Source organism: Shewanella sp. SG41-3 (assembly GCF_014164545.1).
Classification (GTDB): domain Bacteria; phylum Pseudomonadota; class Gammaproteobacteria; order Enterobacterales; family Shewanellaceae; genus Shewanella; species Shewanella vesiculosa.
Genome location: NZ_JACJFJ010000001.1, coordinates 499599 through 522141, shown reverse-complemented (window position 1 = coordinate 522141; position 22543 = coordinate 499599). Strand labels below are relative to the sequence as shown.

General features: G+C 42.8%; 17 protein-coding genes and 2 tRNA genes. 14 read left to right on the top strand and 5 right to left on the bottom strand.

Annotated features, from left to right (window positions below; all coding sequences use genetic code 11):
* Nucleotides 1-44: 44 nt before the first annotated feature.
* From H5164_RS02265 to H5164_RS02235, 7 genes are all read left to right on the top strand, one after another.
* A tRNA-Glu gene (locus H5164_RS02265) sits at nucleotides 45-120 on the top strand.
* Nucleotides 121-156: 36 nt separating this feature from the next.
* Nucleotides 157-232: transfer RNA gene (locus tag H5164_RS02260), tRNA-Ala, on the top strand.
* Between the two features lie 455 nt (nucleotides 233-687).
* Nucleotides 688-1707 carry a TRAP transporter substrate-binding protein gene (locus H5164_RS02255; protein WP_124018011.1) on the top strand — a complete coding sequence of 340 codons (1020 nt, stop codon included), beginning with the start codon at nucleotides 688-690 and terminating at the stop codon, nucleotides 1705-1707.
* Between the two features lie 65 nt (nucleotides 1708-1772).
* Nucleotides 1773-2432 (top strand): TRAP transporter small permease, encoded by a 660-nt coding sequence (locus H5164_RS02250; protein ID WP_165870169.1) that lies wholly within the window; start codon nucleotides 1773-1775, stop codon nucleotides 2430-2432.
* A complete protein-coding gene (locus H5164_RS02245; RefSeq protein WP_124018009.1) occupies nucleotides 2432-3829 on the top strand; it encodes a TRAP transporter large permease in 1398 nt (465 codons plus the stop codon). Before H5164_RS02250 ends, H5164_RS02245 begins: the two co-directional genes overlap by 1 nt.
* 90 nt (nucleotides 3830-3919) lie before the next feature.
* Complete coding sequence (locus H5164_RS02240) at nucleotides 3920-5716, top strand: ATP-binding protein (protein WP_182723278.1); 1797 nt, start codon at nucleotides 3920-3922, stop codon at nucleotides 5714-5716.
* Nucleotides 5717-5718: 2 nt separating this feature from the next.
* Nucleotides 5719-7092 (top strand): sigma-54 dependent transcriptional regulator, encoded by a 1374-nt coding sequence (locus H5164_RS02235; protein ID WP_182754584.1) that lies wholly within the window; start codon nucleotides 5719-5721, stop codon nucleotides 7090-7092.
* Nucleotides 7093-7096: 4 nt separating this feature from the next.
* On the opposite strand, the gene H5164_RS02230 is transcribed toward H5164_RS02235, so the two are convergent.
* The 3 genes from H5164_RS02230 to tesB form a co-directional block, all read right to left on the bottom strand.
* The gene (locus H5164_RS02230) at nucleotides 7097-8332 is read right to left on the bottom strand and encodes an MFS transporter (protein ID WP_124018006.1); all 1236 of its coding nucleotides are present in this window, start codon (nucleotides 8330-8332) and stop codon (nucleotides 7097-7099) included.
* A gap of 101 nt (nucleotides 8333-8433) precedes the next feature.
* The gene (locus tag H5164_RS02225) at nucleotides 8434-8835 is read right to left on the bottom strand and encodes a YbaY family lipoprotein (protein ID WP_124018005.1); all 402 of its coding nucleotides are present in this window, start codon (nucleotides 8833-8835) and stop codon (nucleotides 8434-8436) included.
* Between the two features lie 10 nt (nucleotides 8836-8845).
* Nucleotides 8846-9706, bottom strand: a complete 861-nt coding sequence (gene tesB, locus H5164_RS02220; protein WP_124018004.1) for an acyl-CoA thioesterase II — start codon at nucleotides 9704-9706, stop codon at nucleotides 8846-8848.
* 206 nt (nucleotides 9707-9912) lie between these two features.
* Here tesB and H5164_RS02215 point away from each other — a divergent pair, with 206 nt between their 5' ends.
* Entirely contained in the window at nucleotides 9913-10806 is an 894-nt protein-coding gene (locus H5164_RS02215) for a 1,4-dihydroxy-2-naphthoate polyprenyltransferase (protein WP_124018003.1), read from the top strand.
* A gap of 93 nt (nucleotides 10807-10899) precedes the next feature.
* Here the strand turns inward: H5164_RS02215 and gndA are convergent, their stop codons facing one another.
* Nucleotides 10900-12429: an NADP-dependent phosphogluconate dehydrogenase gene (gene gndA / locus H5164_RS02210; protein WP_182754583.1), complete on the bottom strand. Its 1530-nt coding sequence runs from the start codon at nucleotides 12427-12429 to the stop codon at nucleotides 10900-10902.
* A 698-nt stretch (nucleotides 12430-13127) separates the two neighbouring features.
* Complete coding sequence (locus H5164_RS02205) at nucleotides 13128-15047, bottom strand: propionyl-CoA synthetase (RefSeq protein WP_182754582.1); 1920 nt, start codon at nucleotides 15045-15047, stop codon at nucleotides 13128-13130.
* A gap of 306 nt (nucleotides 15048-15353) precedes the next feature.
* On the opposite strand from H5164_RS02205, the gene H5164_RS02200 reads away from it, so the two are divergent.
* The 6 genes from H5164_RS02200 (at nucleotide 15354) to H5164_RS02175 (ending at nucleotide 22541) form a co-directional block, all read left to right on the top strand.
* A complete protein-coding gene (locus H5164_RS02200; protein WP_124018000.1) occupies nucleotides 15354-15764 on the top strand; it encodes a MerR family DNA-binding transcriptional regulator in 411 nt (136 codons plus the stop codon).
* Nucleotides 15765-15889: 125 nt separating this feature from the next.
* Entirely contained in the window at nucleotides 15890-17059 is a 1170-nt protein-coding gene (locus tag H5164_RS02195) for an isovaleryl-CoA dehydrogenase (protein WP_182754581.1), read from the top strand.
* Between the two features lie 87 nt (nucleotides 17060-17146).
* Nucleotides 17147-18754, top strand: coding sequence for a carboxyl transferase domain-containing protein (locus H5164_RS02190; protein ID WP_182742367.1), 1608 nt, complete (start codon nucleotides 17147-17149; stop codon nucleotides 18752-18754).
* Between the two features lie 38 nt (nucleotides 18755-18792).
* Nucleotides 18793-19608: an enoyl-CoA hydratase-related protein gene (locus tag H5164_RS02185; protein ID WP_182754580.1), complete on the top strand. Its 816-nt coding sequence runs from the start codon at nucleotides 18793-18795 to the stop codon at nucleotides 19606-19608.
* Nucleotides 19608-21638: an acetyl/propionyl/methylcrotonyl-CoA carboxylase subunit alpha gene (locus H5164_RS02180; protein ID WP_182754579.1), complete on the top strand. Its 2031-nt coding sequence runs from the start codon at nucleotides 19608-19610 to the stop codon at nucleotides 21636-21638. The genes H5164_RS02185 and H5164_RS02180 overlap by 1 nt, the downstream gene beginning before the upstream one ends.
* Entirely contained in the window at nucleotides 21639-22541 is a 903-nt protein-coding gene (locus H5164_RS02175) for a hydroxymethylglutaryl-CoA lyase (protein WP_182698098.1), read from the top strand. It abuts the gene before it with no gap.
* Nucleotides 22542-22543 lie beyond the last annotated feature (2 nt).

Below are 22543 nucleotides of genomic sequence, written 5' to 3'. Positions count from 1 at the left end.
ACCAATGAGTATTCACTCGATACAGAGTATAACGTATCAACTGTGTCCCATTCGTCTAGAGGCCTAGGACACCGCCCTTTCACGGCGGTAACAGGGGTTCGAATCCCCTATGGGATACCATATTTTTCAAATTTTGGTGTCTATTAACTAAAATTTGGGGCTATAGCTCAGCTGGGAGAGCGCTTCGCTGGCAGTGAAGAGGTCCACGGTTCGATCCCGTGTAGCTCCACCAATTAATATTGGTACTAATGCTTAATATCATTTTTGCATTAAAAACAAAAAACCACCTCATGGTGGTTTTTTTGTATTTGCGATTTCTTGTCTATTCTATCGAGATATGGATATCATTGATTATCTGGTTTGCCAAGACTACATAATCAACCTTCTTCAGTAATTTATTCTTTAGCTACTCCCCCACTTATTAGATCTCGATAACATCATAAGAAAATGTGTGACATTCCACCCATTGCTTTATTGAATGTGTGTGACTATCCACACACAAAATGATTTCTATTTTTCCTATGTAAATTTAAATTAATAAATATCATGAAGTTACAAATAATTAACATTCTGGCCCAATGCTTGCTATGTTTTAACTATCCTCATAAGCGTTTATGGCGTACTTGTTCTGGAGCAAGTCACTAGCTGAGGAAAAATAAAACACTAAAAAAAAAGGAAGTTAATTATATGAAAAAATCAACAAGTGCCTTTACTCGACCTCTAAAATCAATGGCTAAGCTAGCAACGATTGCCTCAATCCTTGCTGCGAGTTTTAATGTCTTTGCTGAACCGATAGAAATTAAATTTTCGCATGTGGTTGCAGAGAACACGCCAAAAGGACAGATGGCGCTGAAATTTAAAGAGTTAGTTGAACAGCGCCTACCAGGTGAATACATTGTTAACGTATTCCCAAACTCACAGTTATTTGGGGATAACAATGAGCTGGCGGCATTACTGTTAAACGATGTGCAATTTGTTGCACCATCATTGTCTAAATTTGAGCGTTTTACCAAAAAACTACAGATTTTCGATTTACCTTTCTTATTTGAAGATATGGCAGCGGTTGATCGTTTTCAGCAATCAGAATCAGGCCAGAAATTACTCAACTCAATGAACCGTAAAGGCGTTGTTGGTCTGGGATATCTTCACAACGGTATGAAGCAGTTTTCAGCAAACGATCCATTAGCATTACCAGAAGATGCTAAAGGCAAAAAGTTTCGTATCATGGCCTCTGACGTGATTGCAGCTCAGTTTGATGCTGTTGGTGCCATTCCAGTAAAAAAACCATTCTCTGAAGTGTTTACTTTATTACAAACCCGCGCAATTGATGGTCAAGAAAATACTTGGTCAAATACCTACTCAATGAAATTCTATGAAGTGCAAAGTCAAATCACTGAGAGTAATCACGGTGTTTTAGATTATATGGTGGTGACATCAAATACCTTCTGGAAAGGCTTACCAGCAGAAAAACGTGCCATCTTTAAGTCATCTTTGGATGAAGCGATTGCCCTTGGCAACAAAATTGCCTCAGAAAAAGATAATGAAGATAGACAAGCGATTATTGACTCTAAGCGTTCTGAACTCGTCACGTTAACCCCTGCTGCACGCCAACAGTGGATTAATGTTATGAAACCAGTTTGGGCTAAGTTTGAAGATCAAATTGGCAAAGATATGATTGATGCTGCTGTCGCGGCTAACACTAAATAGTCTAAATACTTGATGTGGTACTGAATGCATTCAGCGTTAGTACCACCCTTTTTTATTTAAGGAGTATGACCGTGATTTCAAGACTATTTGGTTATTTTGAAGAAGGCTTTCTTAATCTTTTGATTACATTAATGACATTGCTCGTTTTTGGCGAAGTTATTGCTCGTTTCTTTTTCGATACCGGTTTCTTATGGATCCAAGAACTCACCCTAACCTTATGTGGCTGGTTTGTACTATTTGGCATGTCTTATGGTGTCAAAGTGGGTGCACATATTGGCGTTGATGCCTTTGTGTCTAAATTATCAGGCAAACCTCAGAAAGCGGTAGCGATCTTTGCATGTCTATGTTGCATTATTTACTGTGCGATGTTTTTAAAGGGGGCTTGGGACTACCTTAGTCAAATGTACCAAATTGGTATCCCGATGGAAGATATCGACTTTCCAGTATGGTTAATTCAACAGCTAGATCCCGATTTTGCTTGGGAAACATTGCGCATCGATGTAGACGATGGTGCCGTGCCGATTTGGTTATCTCAAAGTATTCTCATTATCGGATTTTCAATGCTCACCTGGCGCTTTATAGAATTGTTTATCGCTATTCTAAAAAACCAAGCAGTCGGCTTTCAATTGGCCGATGAAGCTAAAGACAGTATGCATTTAATTGATGAAGCAGCGCTATCCACATCATCCGAACAACAACGAGAAAATGATAAGGACGCGAAATAATGACTATAGCCACACTCTTTATCGCTTTGTTTATATGTATGATGATTGGTATGCCGATTGCTATTGCTTTAGGCTTTTCAAGCATGTTGACGATTTTGTTGTTTTCAAATGACTCACTCGCCTCAATTGTGCTTAAACTATATGAATCAACATCAGAACATTACACTTTATTAGCTATTCCATTCTTTATTTTATCGTCAGCATTTTTGTCTACTGGTGGCGTCGCTAGGCGTATTATCGACTTCGCTATGGACAGTGTCGGTCATATCCGCGGTGGTCTTGCTATGGCCTCCGTTATGGCTTGTATGTTGTTCGCCGCCGTATCAGGATCGTCACCTGCTACTGTTGCTGCAATTGGTTCAATTGTAATTGTTGGCATGGTACGGGCTGGATATCCTGAAAAATTTGCTGCTGGAGTGATTACCACCTCAGGAACTTTAGGTATTTTAATCCCACCTTCAATTGTGATGCTGGTTTATGCCGCTGCAACTGAAGTATCTGCTGCTAGAATGTTTATGGCAGGTCTGATACCAGGATTAATGATGGGCTGTATTTTAATGCTGGCCATCTACATTGTGGCAAGAATAAAAAAGCTACCTTCACGCCCTTTTCCTGGCGTAAAAGCGCTAACGATATCAAGTGCTAAAGCTCTTGGCGGTTTAGCACTTATTATTATTGTACTCGGATCAATTTATGGTGGTATCGCCAGCCCTACAGAAGCTGCAGCAGTAGCCTGTGTATACGCTTACTTTATTGCGGTATTTGGATATCGAGATATTGGACCACTTAAAAATGTGGCTTGGCGTAATCAACAAGAGTCTTTAATCGGAGCCTCATTTCGCAATATCGGCTACATGTTACTTGCTGTGATAAAAACACCTACCGACAAAGAAATTCGTCATGTGGTTCGTGACGGCGCAAAAGTCAGTATTATGCTGCTATTTATTATTGCTAATGCCATGCTATTTGCGCACGTGTTAACCACCGAACGCATTCCGCACATTATTGCAGAAGCTATTGTCGGATTAGGTTTGCCTGCCTGGGGATTTTTGATCATTGTTAACTTACTGTTGTTAGCCGCAGGTAACTTTATGGAGCCCTCTGCCATTTTGCTCATTATGGCGCCCATTCTGTTCCCTATCGCAACGCAACTGGGTATTGACCCTATCCACTTAGGGATCATTATGGTGGTTAACATGGAGATAGGAATGCTCACCCCCCCCGTCGGACTCAATCTCTTTGTCACCGCGGGAATAACGGGTAAAAGTATGGGATGGGTCATTCAGTCATGCTTACCTTGGTTGGTATTATTACTCGGTTTCTTGATGTTAATTACCTATATTCCACAAATTTCACTATTTTTACCGGAATATATAGACAAATTAAACGGCTACTAGCTTGATAATTCGCGTATTATAAACGAGCCTTGATTAAGGCTCGTTTTTTTATTCATGACTCAAAATAACCACAACTAATTGGTAATATTCATGCTTTCATTTTTTACCATCAAGAAACGTAATATTTTAGTAAGCATCATGCTCATCATAGGATTATTACTCACTCTTAAAATGACTTATTGGTATGTACTTGAACAAGGCACGAAAAATATTGCAGAGCAATCTGAGAAGCAAATCAATGAACTGGTTATTTTTATCGATAACGCACTGTCACACTACGAGAATATTCCAGCCGTACTTGCACAAAACCCTATATTAGAACAGGGGTTACTCGATCAACAAAACTCTCAAACTATTGAAAAGCTGAACGCTTATTTATCTGAATTACAGCAAGTCACCGAATCATCTGATATTTACCTGACCGATGCGCTCGGAGTCGCTATTGCCGCCAGCAATTGGGATCAGCCGAATTCTTTTATTAATCATGACTATTCATTTAGACCCTACTTTATCGAAGCGATATCAGGTAAATCAGGACGATATTATGCCGTCGGAACTTCATCAAATAAGCGCGGCTTCTATTTTGCTAACCCGGTTTATCACAATGGTCTAGTCTTGGGTGTAGTCGTTGTTAAAGTTGATATTGGCTTAATTGAACAACAAAGTAGTGGCATTGCCATCGCAAGCCAATATGAATTTATGATCAGCGATCCAGACAATATCGTGTTTCTATCAAGTATCAATAGCTGGCGATTTAATTCATTATCACCGCTGACACAGGCCAAACGTTTTGCACTCAACTCTTCAAAACGTTACGCCAATAGACCCATTGGTGAGCTTAGTGTCAATCCTAGCTTTAAGATTGGTAACTCCCATGCTGCTCAGGTTTACCAAATATCATCCTTTGAAGGGCAAAAAAAATACCTTGAACGTCATCAATTTATGCCTAATGCTAATTGGAACGTTCATGTACTTGCACCAATGAAGCCCTTATATGAGTCTTTGCCACAGATATTGCTATTGGCTGCCACGCTATATTTATTACTGGCATTATTTATTCTTTATAACATTGAACGTCGTAAAAATTTACGCCGAATGCGTCAAGCACAAAATCAACTTGAACAAAGGGTAAAAGAGCGCACCTTAGAGCTTGAGCAAGCCAACACCCAATTAAAAGACACTCAAGACGAACTGATTCAAGCTGCAAAGCTGACCGTCATAGGCAGCCTGTCAGCCAGTATTAATCACGAACTAAATCAACCTCTGGCGGCACTAAGAAGTTACGCACAAAATACCCAAACTTTCATCGGGCGAAATATGCTTGACGATGCCGGTAATAATATCAAAATCATGATCGAACTAACCGATAGATTGGCAGATATTATTGGCCAATTTAAGAGCTTTACCCGTAAGTCTCAGGGTAAAGACAACGCCACTGATATAACAAAATCGATAGAACAGGCGTTAACAATTGTTCAACCTGAAATAGACAAGCAAGGTATAAAACTGTCGCTGCAACTCCTACAGGGTAAGTGTCAAATCTGGGGTGACAGCGTGCGATTACAGCAAGTATTGGTTAATCTTATCAGTAATGCCATTGTTGCAATGCAACAATCTACCGAACGAAAATTACGTATCGAAGTCTATTGCGATAACAAGGTAAACATCAGTATCCAAGACAGTGGTCCGGGTGTGAGAGAAAGCCAAATGAGCAAAATTTTTGAACCTTACTATACCACCAGCGAACGTCAGGGATTAGGATTAGGCTTGTCCATCTCGCAACGGATTATCGAATCCATGCAAGGTTCTATTACAGTCGAAAACGCCCTTCAAGGTGGCGCTATTTTCCATATTATTTTGCCTCTTTATTTACGTGAGGAAGTCTAAACGTGACTCAAATACAAGACATCAACGATTATCAAGTCATTATTGTTGATGATGAACCTCATATTGGTATCGTGTTGCAACAATTATTCAAACTCGAAAATATTCGTGCCTTAGCCACCACAGACCCACAGTCTATTTCCAGTCACATTACCGCTAACTGGCCAGGTATTGTGATCTCTGATGTCAATATGCCATTACTTGATGGATTGAGTTTATTACAACAACTGAAACAACAAGACAGTGATCTTCCTGTTGTACTGTTAACTGGCTTTGGTGACATAGCAATGGCTGTCGACGCACTGAAAAAAGGGGCCTACGACTTTATCGAAAAACCTTTTAATAACGAACACATACTCGATGTCACCAAACGTGCTCTAGATAAGCGATCGTTAACGTTAGAAAACCGCAAGCTTAAACGCGAACTTGAATCTCACATTGCTCCTGGCCCGCGTATTTTAGGAAACAGTCCTAGCGTAATGAAAATGCGCCACCTTATAGACCAAGTATTAGATACACCCGCCGATATTATGATTGAAGGTGAAACCGGTGCGGGTAAAGAGTTAGTCGCCCGATATTTACATGACCATAGCTACCGTAACAAAGCCAATTTTGTCGCAATTAATTGTGGTGCTATTCCGGAAAATCTCATAGAAAGCGAACTCTTTGGTGCTGAATCAGGCGCTTTTACCGGCATAGACAAACGCCGTATCGGCAAATTCGAATATGCCAATGGCGGTACACTACTTTTAGATGAAATAGAAAGTACTCCAATGGCGTTGCAGGTGAAATTATTACGCGTGTTGGAAGACCGCAAAGTTGAAAGGCTGGGCTCAAACACACCAATAGACTTAGATATCAGAGTCATTGCTGCAACAAAATTAAACTTGCAGCAGCTGTGTGAAGAAGGCAAATTCAGACAAGATTTATTGTATCGTCTTAACTTGGTCACTATTGTTATTCCGCCGCTAAGAGATAGAAGAGAAGATATTCCACTGCTGTTTTTACACTTTGCTAGAATTGCATCGGCTCGATACCATAAAGCACTTATTGCCTTAAATACGTCACAAACCGTGGTGCTTACCGCACATGATTGGCCGGGTAATGTGCGTGAATTACGTAACTTAGCTGAACGCTATGTTCTACTGGGCGCTGAGGCCGCTTTTGCTGGTAATCTAGAAAGCAATACAACCATACATACCAGTATGTCATTGCAGCAGCGAGTAGAGTTTTTTGAGCGTATGTTGATTGAAGAAGCCTTAAGTCATAATAAAGGCAGCATAAAATTAACCATGGAACAGCTCGAGCTCCCCCGTAAAACCTTGTACGACAAAATGCGCAAATTTGACTTAGACCGTAAACAGTTTATCGAGAATTAACCTGTTAATCGGCGATAGATACATCAGCAGCATGCTGTTGATGTATTCCTAAACGCCAAATTGCGACTAGTAGCAATGCCAAAAGCGTCATAGAACCCACTACCACCCCATTCCATTCTGCTTTATGCCAAAACAACATTAAATAAGGTCCGCCTAATGAGGCCCCAAGGTAATAACAGCATAAATAAAGTGACGTAGCCTTAGCTCGATGGCTGGTTGCACGAATGGCAACAAACGAATTGCAGCAGCTATGAGTTAGAAAAAATCCACAAGCACTGATCAAAAAGCCAATCACAATGGCAGCCAGTGTATCGACTAAGGTCAATGAAGTACCGGCAACCATTAAGCATAATGCCACTCTAAATAATGGCATAGAACCGTATCGCATAATCCACTTAGCTGACAAATAAGACGCAAAAGTGCCGCTTGAGTAACATAAAAATATCAAGGTTGCATTAAAACGACTTAACCCATAAGGCTCAGCCATTATATGTAACTGAATAAAGCTAAACTGATTGACCATCATCATAAAGGCTAAGCCACCAACCATATAGGCCAAACGCATTTGCGGATCAGATAAGTGAAACATAAAACCATCAATGTCTTGTTTTACCTTACGCAGTAAAGACACTTTCTGCTTAATCACTGTAGGTTTTATCTCTTTGCGTGGTAATAAGTATGTCACCAAAGCAACCCCTATTAGCGTTACCACAAAAACCAACCCCATAGACGATTGCCATGACAAGTTTTGTGCCATTAAACCGCCAAAAATTCGCCCTGCAATGCCGCCCATACTGTTAGCCATTATGTATACTGCTGCGGCTTTAAGCATAAAAGAAGGCGCCAATTGCTCTTTAAAATATGCCATCGAAATTGCGGGCACCGCCGCTAACAAAATCCCCTGTAGCAAGCGCACCATAAGTAAATCATCAAACGTTTGGGCAAAAACCAACAAAATATTCGATGCTGCTAATAGCCATAAACTGAGCACTATCGGGGCTAATCGCCCTATTCTGTCAGACAACACGGCATAAAAAAGCAATGAAAATGCTAGGGTAAAGCTGGTAACAGAAAGCACCAAAGTCGCTTGTGCACCCGACACGCCAAAATTCTCAGCAATTGACGGCAGCATGCCTTGCACTGTGTACAAATTAATATAAACCACAATAGAAGCGATACACAAAGCCCAAATTAAGCGCGTTTGCGCATCCGAACGATGATTCAAGATCAGCTCTGGCATAAACAACCTAAACAACACATTAAAGTAGCAAAAGATTACTACCCGCCACGTTAATCAATCAATGGCGGGGATAACAGTTTGTGAGCGAGATTACGAAGTGGCTATTTAACGCGTTTCATTAACACTTGAGTGGTAAATTGACCGTTATTGATCACACGAAACTTATCATAAGTTTGAAAAATTGCATTGCCTTGATAGGTGATCATTGCCACCACACCATAATCGACTCCACTGTTAATGAGGTTGGCAGGCAAAGTAAATTTAAATGGAACAGGCGCTCTGGCAATATCAAAGTTTTTTTGAGAAATAATCGCGCCTGGAGTATTAAAATCAATCAAGGCAATGTTGATCTTACACCCCTGTGGCAAAGCAATCTTTTCGGCATATCCGGCATAACCGTTTACGATTACCGGTTTTTCAGGCTCTACTGTCACACAACCATTGAGCATCATGGCAATCAAAACCACTAGCGCGAATTGAATCCCTTTGTTAAATAAAATCATCTTTAGCATCCTACTTGGTCATTCTGAGTAAACCTTCTTGTGTGGCAGAAGCCACAAGACGTCCTTGCTGATCGAAAAACTGTCCTTTAACAAACCCACGTCCACCGCCAGCATTAGGACTATCAATACAATAAAGTAGCCATTCGCTCATATTAAATGGACGATGAAACCACATAGCATGATCAATAGTGGCCATGCGCATACCTGGCGTTAAAAAAGACACCCCGTGTGGCTGAGTAGCTGTGGCTAGAAAGTTGAAATCCGATGCGTAAGCCAGTAAATATTCTTGAATACTATGATCCGAAGGTATTTGTCCATTGGCACGTAACCATACATAGCGTTTAGGCTCTGTCGCATTTGGTGTAATGGGATGTAGAGGATTAACTAAGCGCATTTCAATCGGAGAATCAGCCATAAACTTTTCGAGCATTTGCGCAGGTACTTTATCACGCATTGTCATTGCAAGTTCTTGCTGATTTAATAAACCTTCAGGTCCAGGGACATCCGGCATCACATCTTGATGCTCAAAGCCTTGTTCAACACTTTGGAATGAACAGGTCATGTAAAAAATCGGTCGCCCTTTCTGAATAGCCTTTACTCTGCGCGCACTAAAACTTCCACCATCACGCATATTTTCAACATCATAAATTATCGGTAACTTTTCATCACCGGCACGTAAGAAATATGAATGTAATGAATGTACATGACGGTCTTCGCTCACCGTTTGTTTTGCAGCACTTAACGCTTGTCCCATCACTTGGCCACCAAACACATGCCCAAAGCCTAAATCTTGGCTCTGACCACGAAACAAACCTAGCTCAATCTTCTCAAGTGACAATAATGACAGTAAATCGTTTAATACCTGACTCATAACACCTTCTCTATAACATGGATTAACGTTAAGGTTACCTCAGTTAAGCTGATGTTTTCTAGCTTATTCGATGATAATAGTGAATTTCAGTTATCTAATGACAAATCGTAAAATAGTGATACAACGCAAATATTCATATCTGCAGTCTAAATGAATATTTGATATGCTATTAGACATGACTAATCAACACTGCGTCTCACAATATTATGCAACCTAGCTCAATGCAATCATGGTTTATGGCTATCCGACCTCGTACGCTACCAGCGGCAATTGGTCCATTATTAATTGGCAACATGCTGGCCATTGGGCTCGAACAATTTAGCTTACTTATTGCCTTCACATCAATGTTATGTGCGGTATTATTACAAATTTCAGTTAATCTCGCGAACGACTACTTTGACTTTAAAAATGGTATAGACACAGAAGAACGTATCGGTCCTATTAGAGTCACCCAAAGTGGTATCCTAGCCCCCTCATCAGTACGAAATGCCATGATTAGCTGCCTGATCACATCATTATTAGTCGGTTCGTTATTGATAGTGCACGGTGGCTGGCCTATTGCGATTCTCGCAGTAGCCTCTATTTTAGGCGCGTTATGTTATAGCGGAGGCCCCTACCCACTGGCATCACATGGATTAGGTGAAATAGCTGCATTTGTATTTTTCGGTTTGGTAGCCGTTGTTGGCAGTTACTATTTACAAGCAGGAACCACCACCATGACCGCGTGGTTACTCGGTTGCGCCATTGGCTTTTTTAATGCGGCTATCATGCTGGTTAATAATACTAGAGATATTTCAACTGATACTAAAGCCGGTAAAAACACGCTTGCAGTGAGGATTGGTGAAGCACAAGCTAAAGTGCTATATCAAAGCTTTGTCTACTTACCCTTTGGTATCATTATTGCCGGATTTTTACTCGGAGCCCTCGAAGGTTTACCCGTATTATTATCGGGAGCCTCGTTAATTATTGCGCGTAATCTCAGCCGCGAATTTCACAACAACAGCGGTGAAGCATTAAACCCAATACTTGGGCAAACAGCAAAATTAACGATGATTTTCAGTGTTTTGTTCAGTGTTGGCCTGTATTTTTCGCTTAGTTAACTCTGTTCTTTCACTCACTGCGATAAATCTATTTATTAAAAAATAAAAAGGCGCCTCATTGTAAATGAGGCGCCTTTTTAAGCTTAAGAGCCATTATACTTTTGATAAAGTACGCTCTTTAGCGCTCCAATCTAAATGATATTTCTCACCTGCTGGCTTATCCGTACGCTCGAAAGTATGCGAACCAAAAAAGTCACGCTGACCTTGTAACAAGTTAGCGGGTAGCATTTCACAGCGATAACTGTCGTAATAGGCAATAGCCGAACTAATACAGGGAGCAGGAATACCTTGCATAACTGATGCAGCAACTGTTTTACGCCAGTTAAGGTGTTTTTGCGACAATGTTTGGCTAAAGATATCAGCCATCAATAAGTTTGCAAGATTTGCATCTTCTTGATAAGCCTGAGTAATTGATTGCAAGAAAGTCGCACGAATAATGCAACCTGCACGCCAAATTTTTGCGATTTCAGCAAAATCTAAACTCCAGCTTTGCTCTTTTGCTGCCATCGCCATCAGTTGAAAGCCTTGAGCATAACAGCACACTTTAGCGCAATATAAAGCATCTTCAAGATTAGCAATAAATTCAGCTTTGTCAGCTTCACTAAAGCTGATTGGTGTTGGGCCAGCAAGCTTAGAGCTTAACTGCATGCGCAAGTTTTTCTGGGTGCTCACAGCACGCGCATAAACGGCTTCAGCAATTGTTGGCGCCGGGCAACCAATTTGTAAGCTGCTCACTGCCGTCCATAAACCAGTGCCTTTTTGGCCCGCTTTATCCAAAATCATTTCAACTAAAGGTTTGCCCGTTAACGGATCGGCTTGTTGCAAGACTTCAGCACTAATGCCCATAAGGTAGCTGTTAAGAATACCTTTATTCCAACCATTGAATATGGTGCTGATTTCATTGGCAGATAGGCCTAAACCGTCACTGAGTAATTGATATGCTTCGCAAATAAGCTGCATATCTGCATATTCAATACCGTTATGAACCATTTTAACGTAATGACCAGAACCCGCAGGACCAATATAGGTCGTACACGGCTCACCTTCAGTGACCGGATTACCAGGCTCAAAACGCTCAATCGGTAAACCTGTTGCTGGATCAACTTTAGCCGCAATAGCTTTCCAAATAGGCTCAACATAATGCCAAGCCTTTTCGTCACCACTTGGCATTAACGATGGTCCAAAACGTGCACCCACTTCACCACCAGAAACCGCCGAGCTAAAGAAAATAAACTGGCCTTTATAGTGAGCTTCACGATCAACGGTATCGGTCCACAAGCTATTGCCTGTATCAATAACAATGTCGTTAGCTTCAATACCTGCTTCAATTAACGATTTACACACACCATCAACTGGTGCGCCAGCAGGCACAGATAACACGATCACTCGAGGTTCAACTAATTTGGCCAGCATTTCTGTAAGATTGTTACATGGGGACATGCGGGGGGCGGTATTTGCTTTGCGCTCACTTTGTTCTTGAGCCACAGCAGCATTGACTTTTGGAGTATCTAAATCGAAAACAGCGACATGGTAGCCATTGTCAGCAATGTTTAATGCGAGATTCTTGCCCATCACACCGAGGCCGATAACGCCGACGTGAGATTGTTGGGTGTGGTTATTCATAGTGTATGTTTCCACAGGTCACAGAGATTAATCGCGTAGTGCGAATCCATTTGGGTGGCAATTATAACGATTCTTGTAACTAAATTACAGTCACAAAATGGCTATCGTCTGTACTAATAAAGCAGGATACTACATATTAATAAAATTTAAAGTAGCTATTCATTATTAAAGACAATAACTTAATAAAAAACATGCCTCTCAATCTAGTGCTAACCCATCAACAAAAATTTATTAAATATCAACATTTTTAAGCTTATAAAGATGGCAATCGACCTATTCTGTCTCACCTTAAAAGTATAAACCTGTTTCAAGACAGGATATTGACAAAATAACAGGTTGAAACTTCGCAGTTTCAACCTGTTAAACCTTATGTTATGTCATACATAAAGCGATAATTTAGTGACCCATTATCTCTTATTTTTATTGATACATAACGTCTACACTTTGCGTTTGCCCCTCTGCATGACACATAGTCCAGCTTTCACCACCTAATCGATAAATCGCCCCAAAGCTGGCGTGAGCTTAATATTAAATTGGCGTTTACTGTAATAGCAGATAATAATCGCAATATTGGATTTCAAAACTATCACGAGTATTTATCTGCAAATAAAAAAGCGAGCTAATTATGCTCGCTTTTTTAGGTTACCTTTCATCAACACAATGTCATTGGTTAACTTTAATTGGCATGGGATTACACACTAAACAGTTAATTCTTTAGCCAGTGCATCCGCGTAACCCATCTTAGTTAATGCTGTGCGAATAATATCTAGCGTCATCGGGTCTTCAATGGTTGCTGGAACAGTATATTCATTGTTATCAGCAATTTTACGCATGGTGGCTCGTAATATTTTCCCAGAACGGGTTTTTGGCAGTTTTTGTACTGCACTCACAAGCCTAAAGGAAGCTACGGGGCCAATTTCATGACGTACTAGTGCCAGTAACTCTTTATAAAGAGCCTCATCAGACATAGTAACGCCATTTTTAAGTACAACTAATCCAAGCGGCACTTGGCCTTTTAGTTTATCTTGCACACCAATTACCGCGGCCTCAGCAACTGCATCGTGCTGGCATAAGACTTCTTCAAATCGGCCTGTGGATAAACGATGTCCGGCGACATTAATAATGTCGTCAATGCGACTCATAATATATAAGTAGCCATCTTCATCGATATATCCTGCATCACCAGTCAAGTAATACCCTGGATACATAGACAAGTAACTGTCGATATAGCGTTTATCGTTTTGCCACAAAGTCGTTAGTGTGCCAGGAGGTAACGGCTGCTTTATCACCACGTTACCGCTTTCATTGGGCGCCACTTGTTGTCCCATCGCATCAAGGATTTCCACTTGATACCCAGGTACCGCGCGCGCAGGAGAACCAGCTTTAATTCCAATTGGATCTGTGCCCATCAAATTAGCTGCAACAGGCCAACCGGTTTCTGTTTGCCACCAATGATCAACTACTGGCTTACCTAAATGCTGCTGACTCCAATTTAGGGTATCTGGATCACAGCGCTCACCGGCCAAGTACATTTGCTTAAGGCAGCTTAAATCAAATTGCTTGATGAAGTCGCCTTGAGGATCTTCCCGTTTAATAGCACGAATGGCGGTTGGCGCAGTAAAAAAGCTGCGAACTTGCTTCTGTTCAATTATCCGCCAAAAAGCGCCAGCATCAGGGGTGCCTATCGGTTTCCCTTCGTACATTATGGTTGTCGCACCTACTAATAATGGCCCGTAAACGATGTACGAGTGCCCTACTACCCAGCCAACATCTGATGCCGCCCAAAACACATCGCCAATACCAATGTCATAAATATGTTTCATCGACCATGCTAAAGCAACTGCATGACCGCCGTTATCACGTACCACACCTTTAGGCTGACCTGTAGTACCTGATGTATAAAGCACATATAAAGGGTCGGTTGCATCTAACGATACACATTCAGCATCAGGCGCATCGACTAGGGCATTGTACCAATCAAGGTCTCGAGGTGAAGTTAGTTCAGCTTGGTATTCGGTGCGATTGAGAATAATACAATGATCGACTTGATGAGTCGCTTGGGACAATGCGTCGTCTAGCAGAGGTTTATATGGCACTACACCAGAAGGTTCAATACCACATGAAGCTGAGAGAATTAATTTCGGTTTAGCATCATTGATTCGAGTAGAAAGCTCATTGGCCGCAAAACCACCAAACACCACTGAGTGAATTGCGCCAATCCTTGCACACGCCAACATGGCGTAAGCAGTTTCGGGTACCATCGGCATATAAATAACGACTCTATCGCCCTTGGTAACTCCTAACGATATCATCAATCCAGCGAGCCGTTTCACCTGCGCCAACACTGATTGATAACTCACTGAATATTCGTGATGCGTTACAGGGCTAATATAATGAATAGCCGTTTGATCACCTCTGCCAGCAATGACATGACGGTCTAATGCATTAAAACAGGTATTCATTTTGCCATCGGCAAACCATCGATAAAAAGGCTTGTTACTGTCATCTAAGACGGTTTTTGGCACTTGGTCCCAACTAATGGCCTGTGCAGCTTGTTGCCAAAACACTTCGGGCTCGGCTATCGATTGTGCATGCATTGATAGTCCTAAATCAGCCATATTGCTCTCCGTTAATCAGCTTGTATTGCAGTGATTATGAACAGAATTCATCAAATACCCCTATTAGACAAAGGGATAAGAAGCTCTAAAACCAACAAAAAAACCTTAGCATTCAACTAAGTATTTAATCGATAACAGTAAAAAAAACATGGTAATAAATTGCAAAATATAACAAACAGTTAAGGTATAATAACATTCTAGTGGCAAGCAAAATTAACATGCACGCAGCCAATAACCACCTCCCAAACTTTACCTTTACGTAAACTTCATATATCTTGCATCAAAAGAAACACTTTTGGTGACATGATGAGCACAACCACTAGCACTCAATCAACATATTCAATCAGTGACTTATCAAAAGAATTTGATATCACCACCCGCAGTATTCGTTTTTACGAAGACCAAGGATTGATCAAACCTAAGCGTCGCGGACAAACTCGCATATACAGCCTCAAAGATCGCGTGCGTTTAAAACTCATTTTACGCGGCAAGCGCCTTGGCTTTTCATTAGCAGAAACACGCCGTCTGTTTGAACTTTATGATGCCGATAAAAGCAGCTCAACCCAACTCAACACCATGCTTGACTTAGTCAATGAGAAAAAATCGGCTCTGCAACAGCAAATGGATGACATTAAAGTGGTGCTAATGGAGCTCAATTCTGCCGAGCAACAATGTAAAGCGGCACTGACTGACAATGCGACCAGAAAAATAAAGTAATCAATTTATAACAGCTAATAATTGTAAAAGGCTTACTCAATTAAGCCAAAACTGAAACAAAACTGCCAAAAACGCCCATAAAAAGCGTTGGCAGCACATAATAAAATTCAACAGGACACAAACAAATGAGCGACTTATATACCAGCTTAAACTTCGGTTTAGGTGAAGATGTAGACATGTTACGTGACGCTGTTCGTGGTTTTGCCGCTAACGAGATTGCCCCAATGGCCGCCCAAGTCGATATCGACAACGCCTTTCCTAACCAATTATGGCCAGTATTAGGTGATATGGGCTTACTTGGCGTCACCGTTGATGAGCAATATGGCGGCGCCAACATGGGTTATCTTGCCCATGTGGTGGCAATGGAAGAAATTTCCCGAGCATCTGCCTCTATTGGTCTCAGTTATGGTGCCCATTCAAACTTGTGTGTTAACCAAATCAACCGTAATGGTAATGGGGCTCAAAAAGCCAAATATTTACCAAAACTGGTCAGTGGCGAACACATTGGTGCTTTAGCCATGAGTGAACCCAATGCCGGTTCCGATGTAGTATCAATGAAACTGCATGCTCGTAAAGAAGGCGATCGTTACATCTTGAACGGCAACAAAATGTGGATCACTAATGGTCCAGATGCTCACACCTATGTGATTTATGCTAAAACTGATTTAAATAAAGGCGCACATGGCATTACCGCGTTTATCGTTGAACGTGGATCGAAAGGGTTTAGCCAAGCCCAAAAACTCGACAAGTTAGGTATGCGCGGGTCAAACACCTGTGAATTGGTGTTTGAAGACTGTGAAGTGCCCGAAGAAAACATCTTAGGCGGCCTCAATAATGGCGTAAAAGTGCTTATGAGCGGCCTAGACTATGAGCGCGTTGTATTAGCTGGCGGTCCACTAGGCATTATGTCGGCTTGTATGGACATAGTGGTGCCATACATTCATGAACGTGAACAATTTGGCAAATCGATCGGTGAATTCCAACTAGTGCAAGGCAAGTTAGCCGACATGTACACGGGTATGAATGCCGCCCGCGCTTATGTTTACAGCGTTGCCAAGTCATGTGACCGCGGTGAAACCACGCGTAAAGATGCCGCTGGCGCTATTTTATACAGTGCAGAACTTGCCACTAAAATGGCCCTAGACGCAATACAACTTCTCGGCGGCAATGGTTATGTCAACGAGTATGCCACTGGCCGTTTATTGCGTGATGCCAAACTTTACGAAATTGGTGCAGGTACCTCAGAAATTCGCCGCATGTTAATTGGCCGCGAATTATTTAACGAGTCAAAGTAAGCAACACTTGCCCCAGTAGGGCGACATATCAAGCGTATCTTGTCGCCCTTATCAAGCCCCTATTTTTGCTTCATTAAGGACATAGAAATGACGCAACTGAGCAGCCGCATCAATCCTCGCAGTGACGAATTTAAAGCCAAGTCAGACAGCATGGCGTTATTAGTCAATGATCTTCAACAAAAACTAGCAAAAATCGCACAAGGTGGTGGCCCGGTCGCCCTTGAACGTCATTTGTCGCGCGGTAAATTATTGCCTCGCCAGCGTGTCGAAAAGCTGCTTGACCCAGGTTCTCCCTTCTTAGAGTTATCGCAATTTGCCGCTTATGAAGTGTATGACGAAGAAGTGCCTGCTGCAGGTGTGATTGCTGGTATTGGTCGCGTGAGTGGGGTTGAATGCATGATCATCGCCAACGATGCCACCGTAAAAGGCGGCACCTACTATCCGATCACAGTGAAGAAACACTTACGTGCTCAAGATATCGCTAGCCGTTGCCATTTACCGTGTATCTACCTAGTCGATTCTGGCGGCGCGAATTTACCCCGCCAAGATGAAGTCTTTCCAGACCGCGATCATTTCGGCCGAATTTTCTATAACCAAGCACAAATGTCGGCCAAGGGCATCCCTCAAATTGCTGTGGTAATGGGCTTATGTACCGCGGGCGGCGCGTATGTGCCTGCGATGGCTGATGAATCTATTATTGTTAAAGATCAAGGCACCATCTTTTTAGCGGGTCCGCCACTGGTGAAAGCGGCAACAGGTGAAGAAGTCAGTGCAGAAGAGCTCGGCGGCGCAGAAGTGCACACAAAAATATCCGGTGTAGCCGATCATCTGGCGCAAAATGATGACCACGCACTTGAACTTGCTCGCCGTGCTGTATTGCGCTTGAATCATCAAAAAGAAATCAAAAGCCTATTAAGTCCAGTTAAACCACCACAATTTGATATCCACGAATTGTACGGCATTGTCGGCACTGACCTTAAAAAGCCGTTCGACGTTAAAGAAGTGATTGCCCGTATCGTTGATGATTCTGACTTTGACGAATTTAAAGCCAATTACGGTGCAACCTTAGTGTGTGGTTTTGCACGCATTCATGGTTATCCGGTCGGGATTGTAGCCAATAACGGTATTTTATTTTCTGAGTCGGCGCAAAAAGGCGCTCACTTTATCGAACTGTGTTGCCAACGCAAAATCCCATTATTATTCTTACAAAATATTACCGGCTTTATGGTCGGTAAAAAGTACGAACACGAAGGCATTGCCAAACACGGCGCCAAAATGGTCACCGCAGTATCTTGTGCCAATGTACCTAAATTTACTGTGATTATCGGTGGCAGTTATGGCGCAGGTAATTACGGCATGTGTGGTCGCGCATTTGAACCAACCATGATGTGGATGTGGCCTAACGCGCGGATTTCAGTGATGGGCGGCGAACAAGCTGCTGGCGTGTTAGCAACAGTGCGCCGCGATGGTTTAGCCCGAAAAGGGATTGAATGGTCTACTGAAGATGAACAAGCATTTCGTAAACCGATAGTTGAACAATACGAAAAAGAAGGCCACCCGTATCATGCCAGCGCCCGTCTTTGGGATGATGGCATTATTGATCCGGCGCAAACCCGTGACGTAGTCGGCTTAGCCTTATCGGCGGCGTTAAATGCTCCTATTGAAGATACCCGTTTTGGGGTGTTCCGCATGTAATTGATGCGGCTAATTCAACTGACTAGGAGTAAGTAACAATGTTAACGAGCCAATATAAACACATTGAATGTGAGATATCACAAGGTGTTGCCCAACTGATCTTAAACCGGGCTGAAGTGCATAATGCCTTTGATGAGGTGATGATCAGCGAAATGATCAACGCCATCAAAAACTTTGCTAATGACAGCCAATGCAACATGCTGATCTTACGTGCCAATGGCAAAAACTTCAGTGCCGGCGCCGACCTTAATTGGATGCGTAAACAAGCAAAAATGGACGTTGGCCAGAACCTTGCTGACGCTCACGAGCTTGCCAAATTAATGCATGTACTCGACAAATTCCCAAAGCCCACTATCGCTCTGGTTCAAGGTGCTGCCTTTGGCGGTGCATTAGGATTAATTTGTTGCTGCGACATTGCCATTGCGACAACGGGTGCCAGCTTCTGTTTAAGCGAAGTTAAGCTCGGTCTTATCCCCGCAGTGATCAGTCCTTATGTGGTGCGCGCCATGGGTAATCGTCAATCGCGTCGCTTTATGCTAACGGCAGAGCGCTTTAGAGCCGATGTAGCCTTAAGCCATCAAGTTATCCACCAGATTAACGATGACCTAGATGCTGCCGCAGCGCCCTTTATCACGGCATTTAATGCCAATAGCCCTCAGGGCATGGCTTGGGTAAAAACCTTAGTATCGCGTTTAGAAGATGGCGTTATTGATGACGCCACGCTCAATTATACCAGCGAGCAAATTGCTCGAATTCGTGTATCAGATGAAGGACAAGAAGGCCTTAATGCCTTTTTTGAAAAAAGAGCCCCCGCATGGCAAACCGTCAAATCTGATCCACAAGGAGCCCAATAATGTTTACCAAATTACTGATAGCAAACCGTGGTGAAATTGCATGTCGTATTATTAAAACGGCACAAACCATGGGCGTACGCACCATTGCTTTGTATTCTGATGCTGACAAAGACGCCCGTCATGTTGCCATGGCAGACGAGTCGTTTTATTTGGGCGGCAGTGCTCCTGCTGACTCGTATTTAAAAGCCGATTTAATTATTGAGATAGCCAAAAAGTCAGGTGCACAAGCCATACATCCTGGATATGGTTTTCTGTCTGAAAATGCTGAGTTTGCACGTAAATGTGAACAAAATGGCATCGCTTTTGTTGGCCCAGGTAGCGACGCTATTGATGCCATGGGCAGTAAAAGTGCTGCCAAAAACATCATGTCTAAAGCCAATGTGCCGCTCGTACCGGGTTATCACGGCGACGATCAAACTGATGCCACATTAATTGCTCAGGCCAAAGCTATCGGCTTCCCGTTACTGATTAAAGCGGCTTATGGCGGCGGCGGTAAAGGGATGCGTATCGTAGAAAACGACGGTGAAATCCTAGAAGCCGTTAAATCAGCGCGCCGTGAAGCCATCTCGTCTTTTGGCAATGACAAACTCTTGATGGAACGCTACTTACGTCAGCCGCGCCATGTTGAAGTGCAAGTGTTTGCTGACAGCCACGGCCATGCCATTTATTTGTCAGATCGTGATTGCTCTATTCAGCGTCGCCATCAAAAAGTGGTTGAAGAAGCGCCTGCTCCAGGTTTATCTGATGAGTTACGTGCGCAGATGGGTAACGCTGCCGTTGCAGCCGCCAAAGCCATTGATTATGTCGGCGCTGGTACCGTTGAGTTTTTACTGGATACCGACAACAGCTTTTATTTCATGGAAATGAATACTCGCCTCCAAGTTGAACACCCAGTAACTGAAATGGTCACCGGCCAAGATTTGGTTAAATGGCAGCTTTTGGTCGCCAGTGGTGGTGAATTGCCACTGAGCCAAGATGAAGTGCGCATTCATGGTCATTCATTTGAAGTGCGGATATACGCTGAAGATCCGCAAAACGAATTTTTACCGGCCAGTGGCAAGCTCAACTTTTTACGTGAACCAGAGCAAAATCGTCACGTGCGTATTGATTCTGGCATTCGTGAAAACGATATTATCAGTAACTTTTATGACCCAATGATTGCTAAATTGATTGTGTGGGATGAGTCGCGCCCTCGTGCATTACAACGCTTAATGCATGCGCTAGAGTCATACCAAATTAGTGGCCTTAAACATAATATCGAATTTTTAGCTAACATTGCCGAACACCCAGCGTTTGCTGCTGCAGATTTCTGTACTGACTTTATTGAACGCTATGGCGACACCTTAATTGGTGATGCGGCCGTTGAAGCCGATACAGCTTTAGCGCTAGCAGGGCTTTTTCAAGTACTGTCACGTAAGCAAGCGGCTAAAGCATTAGCAATCAACAGTGCCGATCCTTATTCTCCATGGGGCTTGGTCAGCGGCTTTAGATTAAACAGCTCTAGCGTGCATCACGTATCGCTATTAACTGATACCGCAGCCGATGTTCAGCAACATGATTTATTACTCACCGCCATTGGCGAACAGTATCAACTGTGTTTACACGACCAAGTACTAACGTTAGCCGGTGAACTCAAAGCCGATTTACTATTAGCCGAAATTAACGGTCATAAAAGTAAAATCCCAGTCAGCCATCAAGGCGATGATTTCACTTTATTCTTGCCGTCTGGCAGTTACCATTTTAAGGCGATATTGGCTCAAGTCGCCGGCGAAGTGGTTAACCATGCCGATAAGCTCAAAGCCCCCATGAATGGCACCGTAGTGACGCATTTAGTGGCAGTAGGTGATGAAGTTAAAGCGGGTCAAGGTTTACTGGTGATGGAAGCGATGAAAATGGAATACACCATTGAAGCACCATTTGATGGTGTAGTCAGTGAATTTTATTTCCAAAGCGGTGAACTTGTCAGCGATGGCGCTCAACTATTAAATGTTGAGCCATTAGTGACTGAAACCAGCGTCGAGGAAGCGTAAATGTTGCCCACTAAAGTCAGTATTTTTGAAGTCGGTGCCCGTGACGGTTTGCAAAATGAAGTGCCGGTAACAACGGCAGACAAACTGACTCTGATTGAACAACTGGCCGATGCAGGTGTTAAGCGAATTGAAGCAGGCAGCTTTGTGTCACCTAAGTGGGTGCCACAAATGGCCGATTCCGATGCCGTGTTTCATCAACTTAGAGGTCAAATTAATCGTCACCCTGGCGTGGTTTACAGTGCCTTGACGCCCAATTTAAAAGGCTTTGAACTGGCTCTGGCTGCTGGCGCAGATGAAGTGGCTATTTTTGGTGCAGCGTCTGAAAGCTTTAGTCAAAAAAATATTAACTGCTCAATTGATGAGTCAATTGCTCGCTTTATGCCGTTAATCGAGGAAGCAAAAAAACATAATATCGCCGTACGTGGTTATGTATCTTGTGTACTCGGTTGCCCGTACGAAGGCAATATTAACGTCAGCGAAGTCGCTAGAGTATCTGAAATCCTTTACCAGATGGGTTGCTACGAAATATCCCTTGGCGACACCATAGGTGTTGGCACACCAAATGATGCTCGAAAAATGGTTGAAGCCGTTGCGAATGTCGTGCCAGTGGATAAATTAGCTCTGCACTTTCATGACACTTATGGCCAAGCTCTGGCCAACATTCTTGCCTGCCTTGAAACCGGTGTTAGCGTATTTGACGCATCAGTTGCGGGTCTTGGTGGCTGCCCTTACGCAAAGGGCGCATCGGGTAACTTAGCGACAGAAGATCTGGTCTACATGCTCCATGGCATGGGCATAGATACCGGCATAGATCTGAACAAGCTTGCACTCGCAGGCGATACCATTAGCCGCGCATTGGGGCGCAGCAATGGGTCCAAAGTAGCAAATGCAATCAGAACATAATC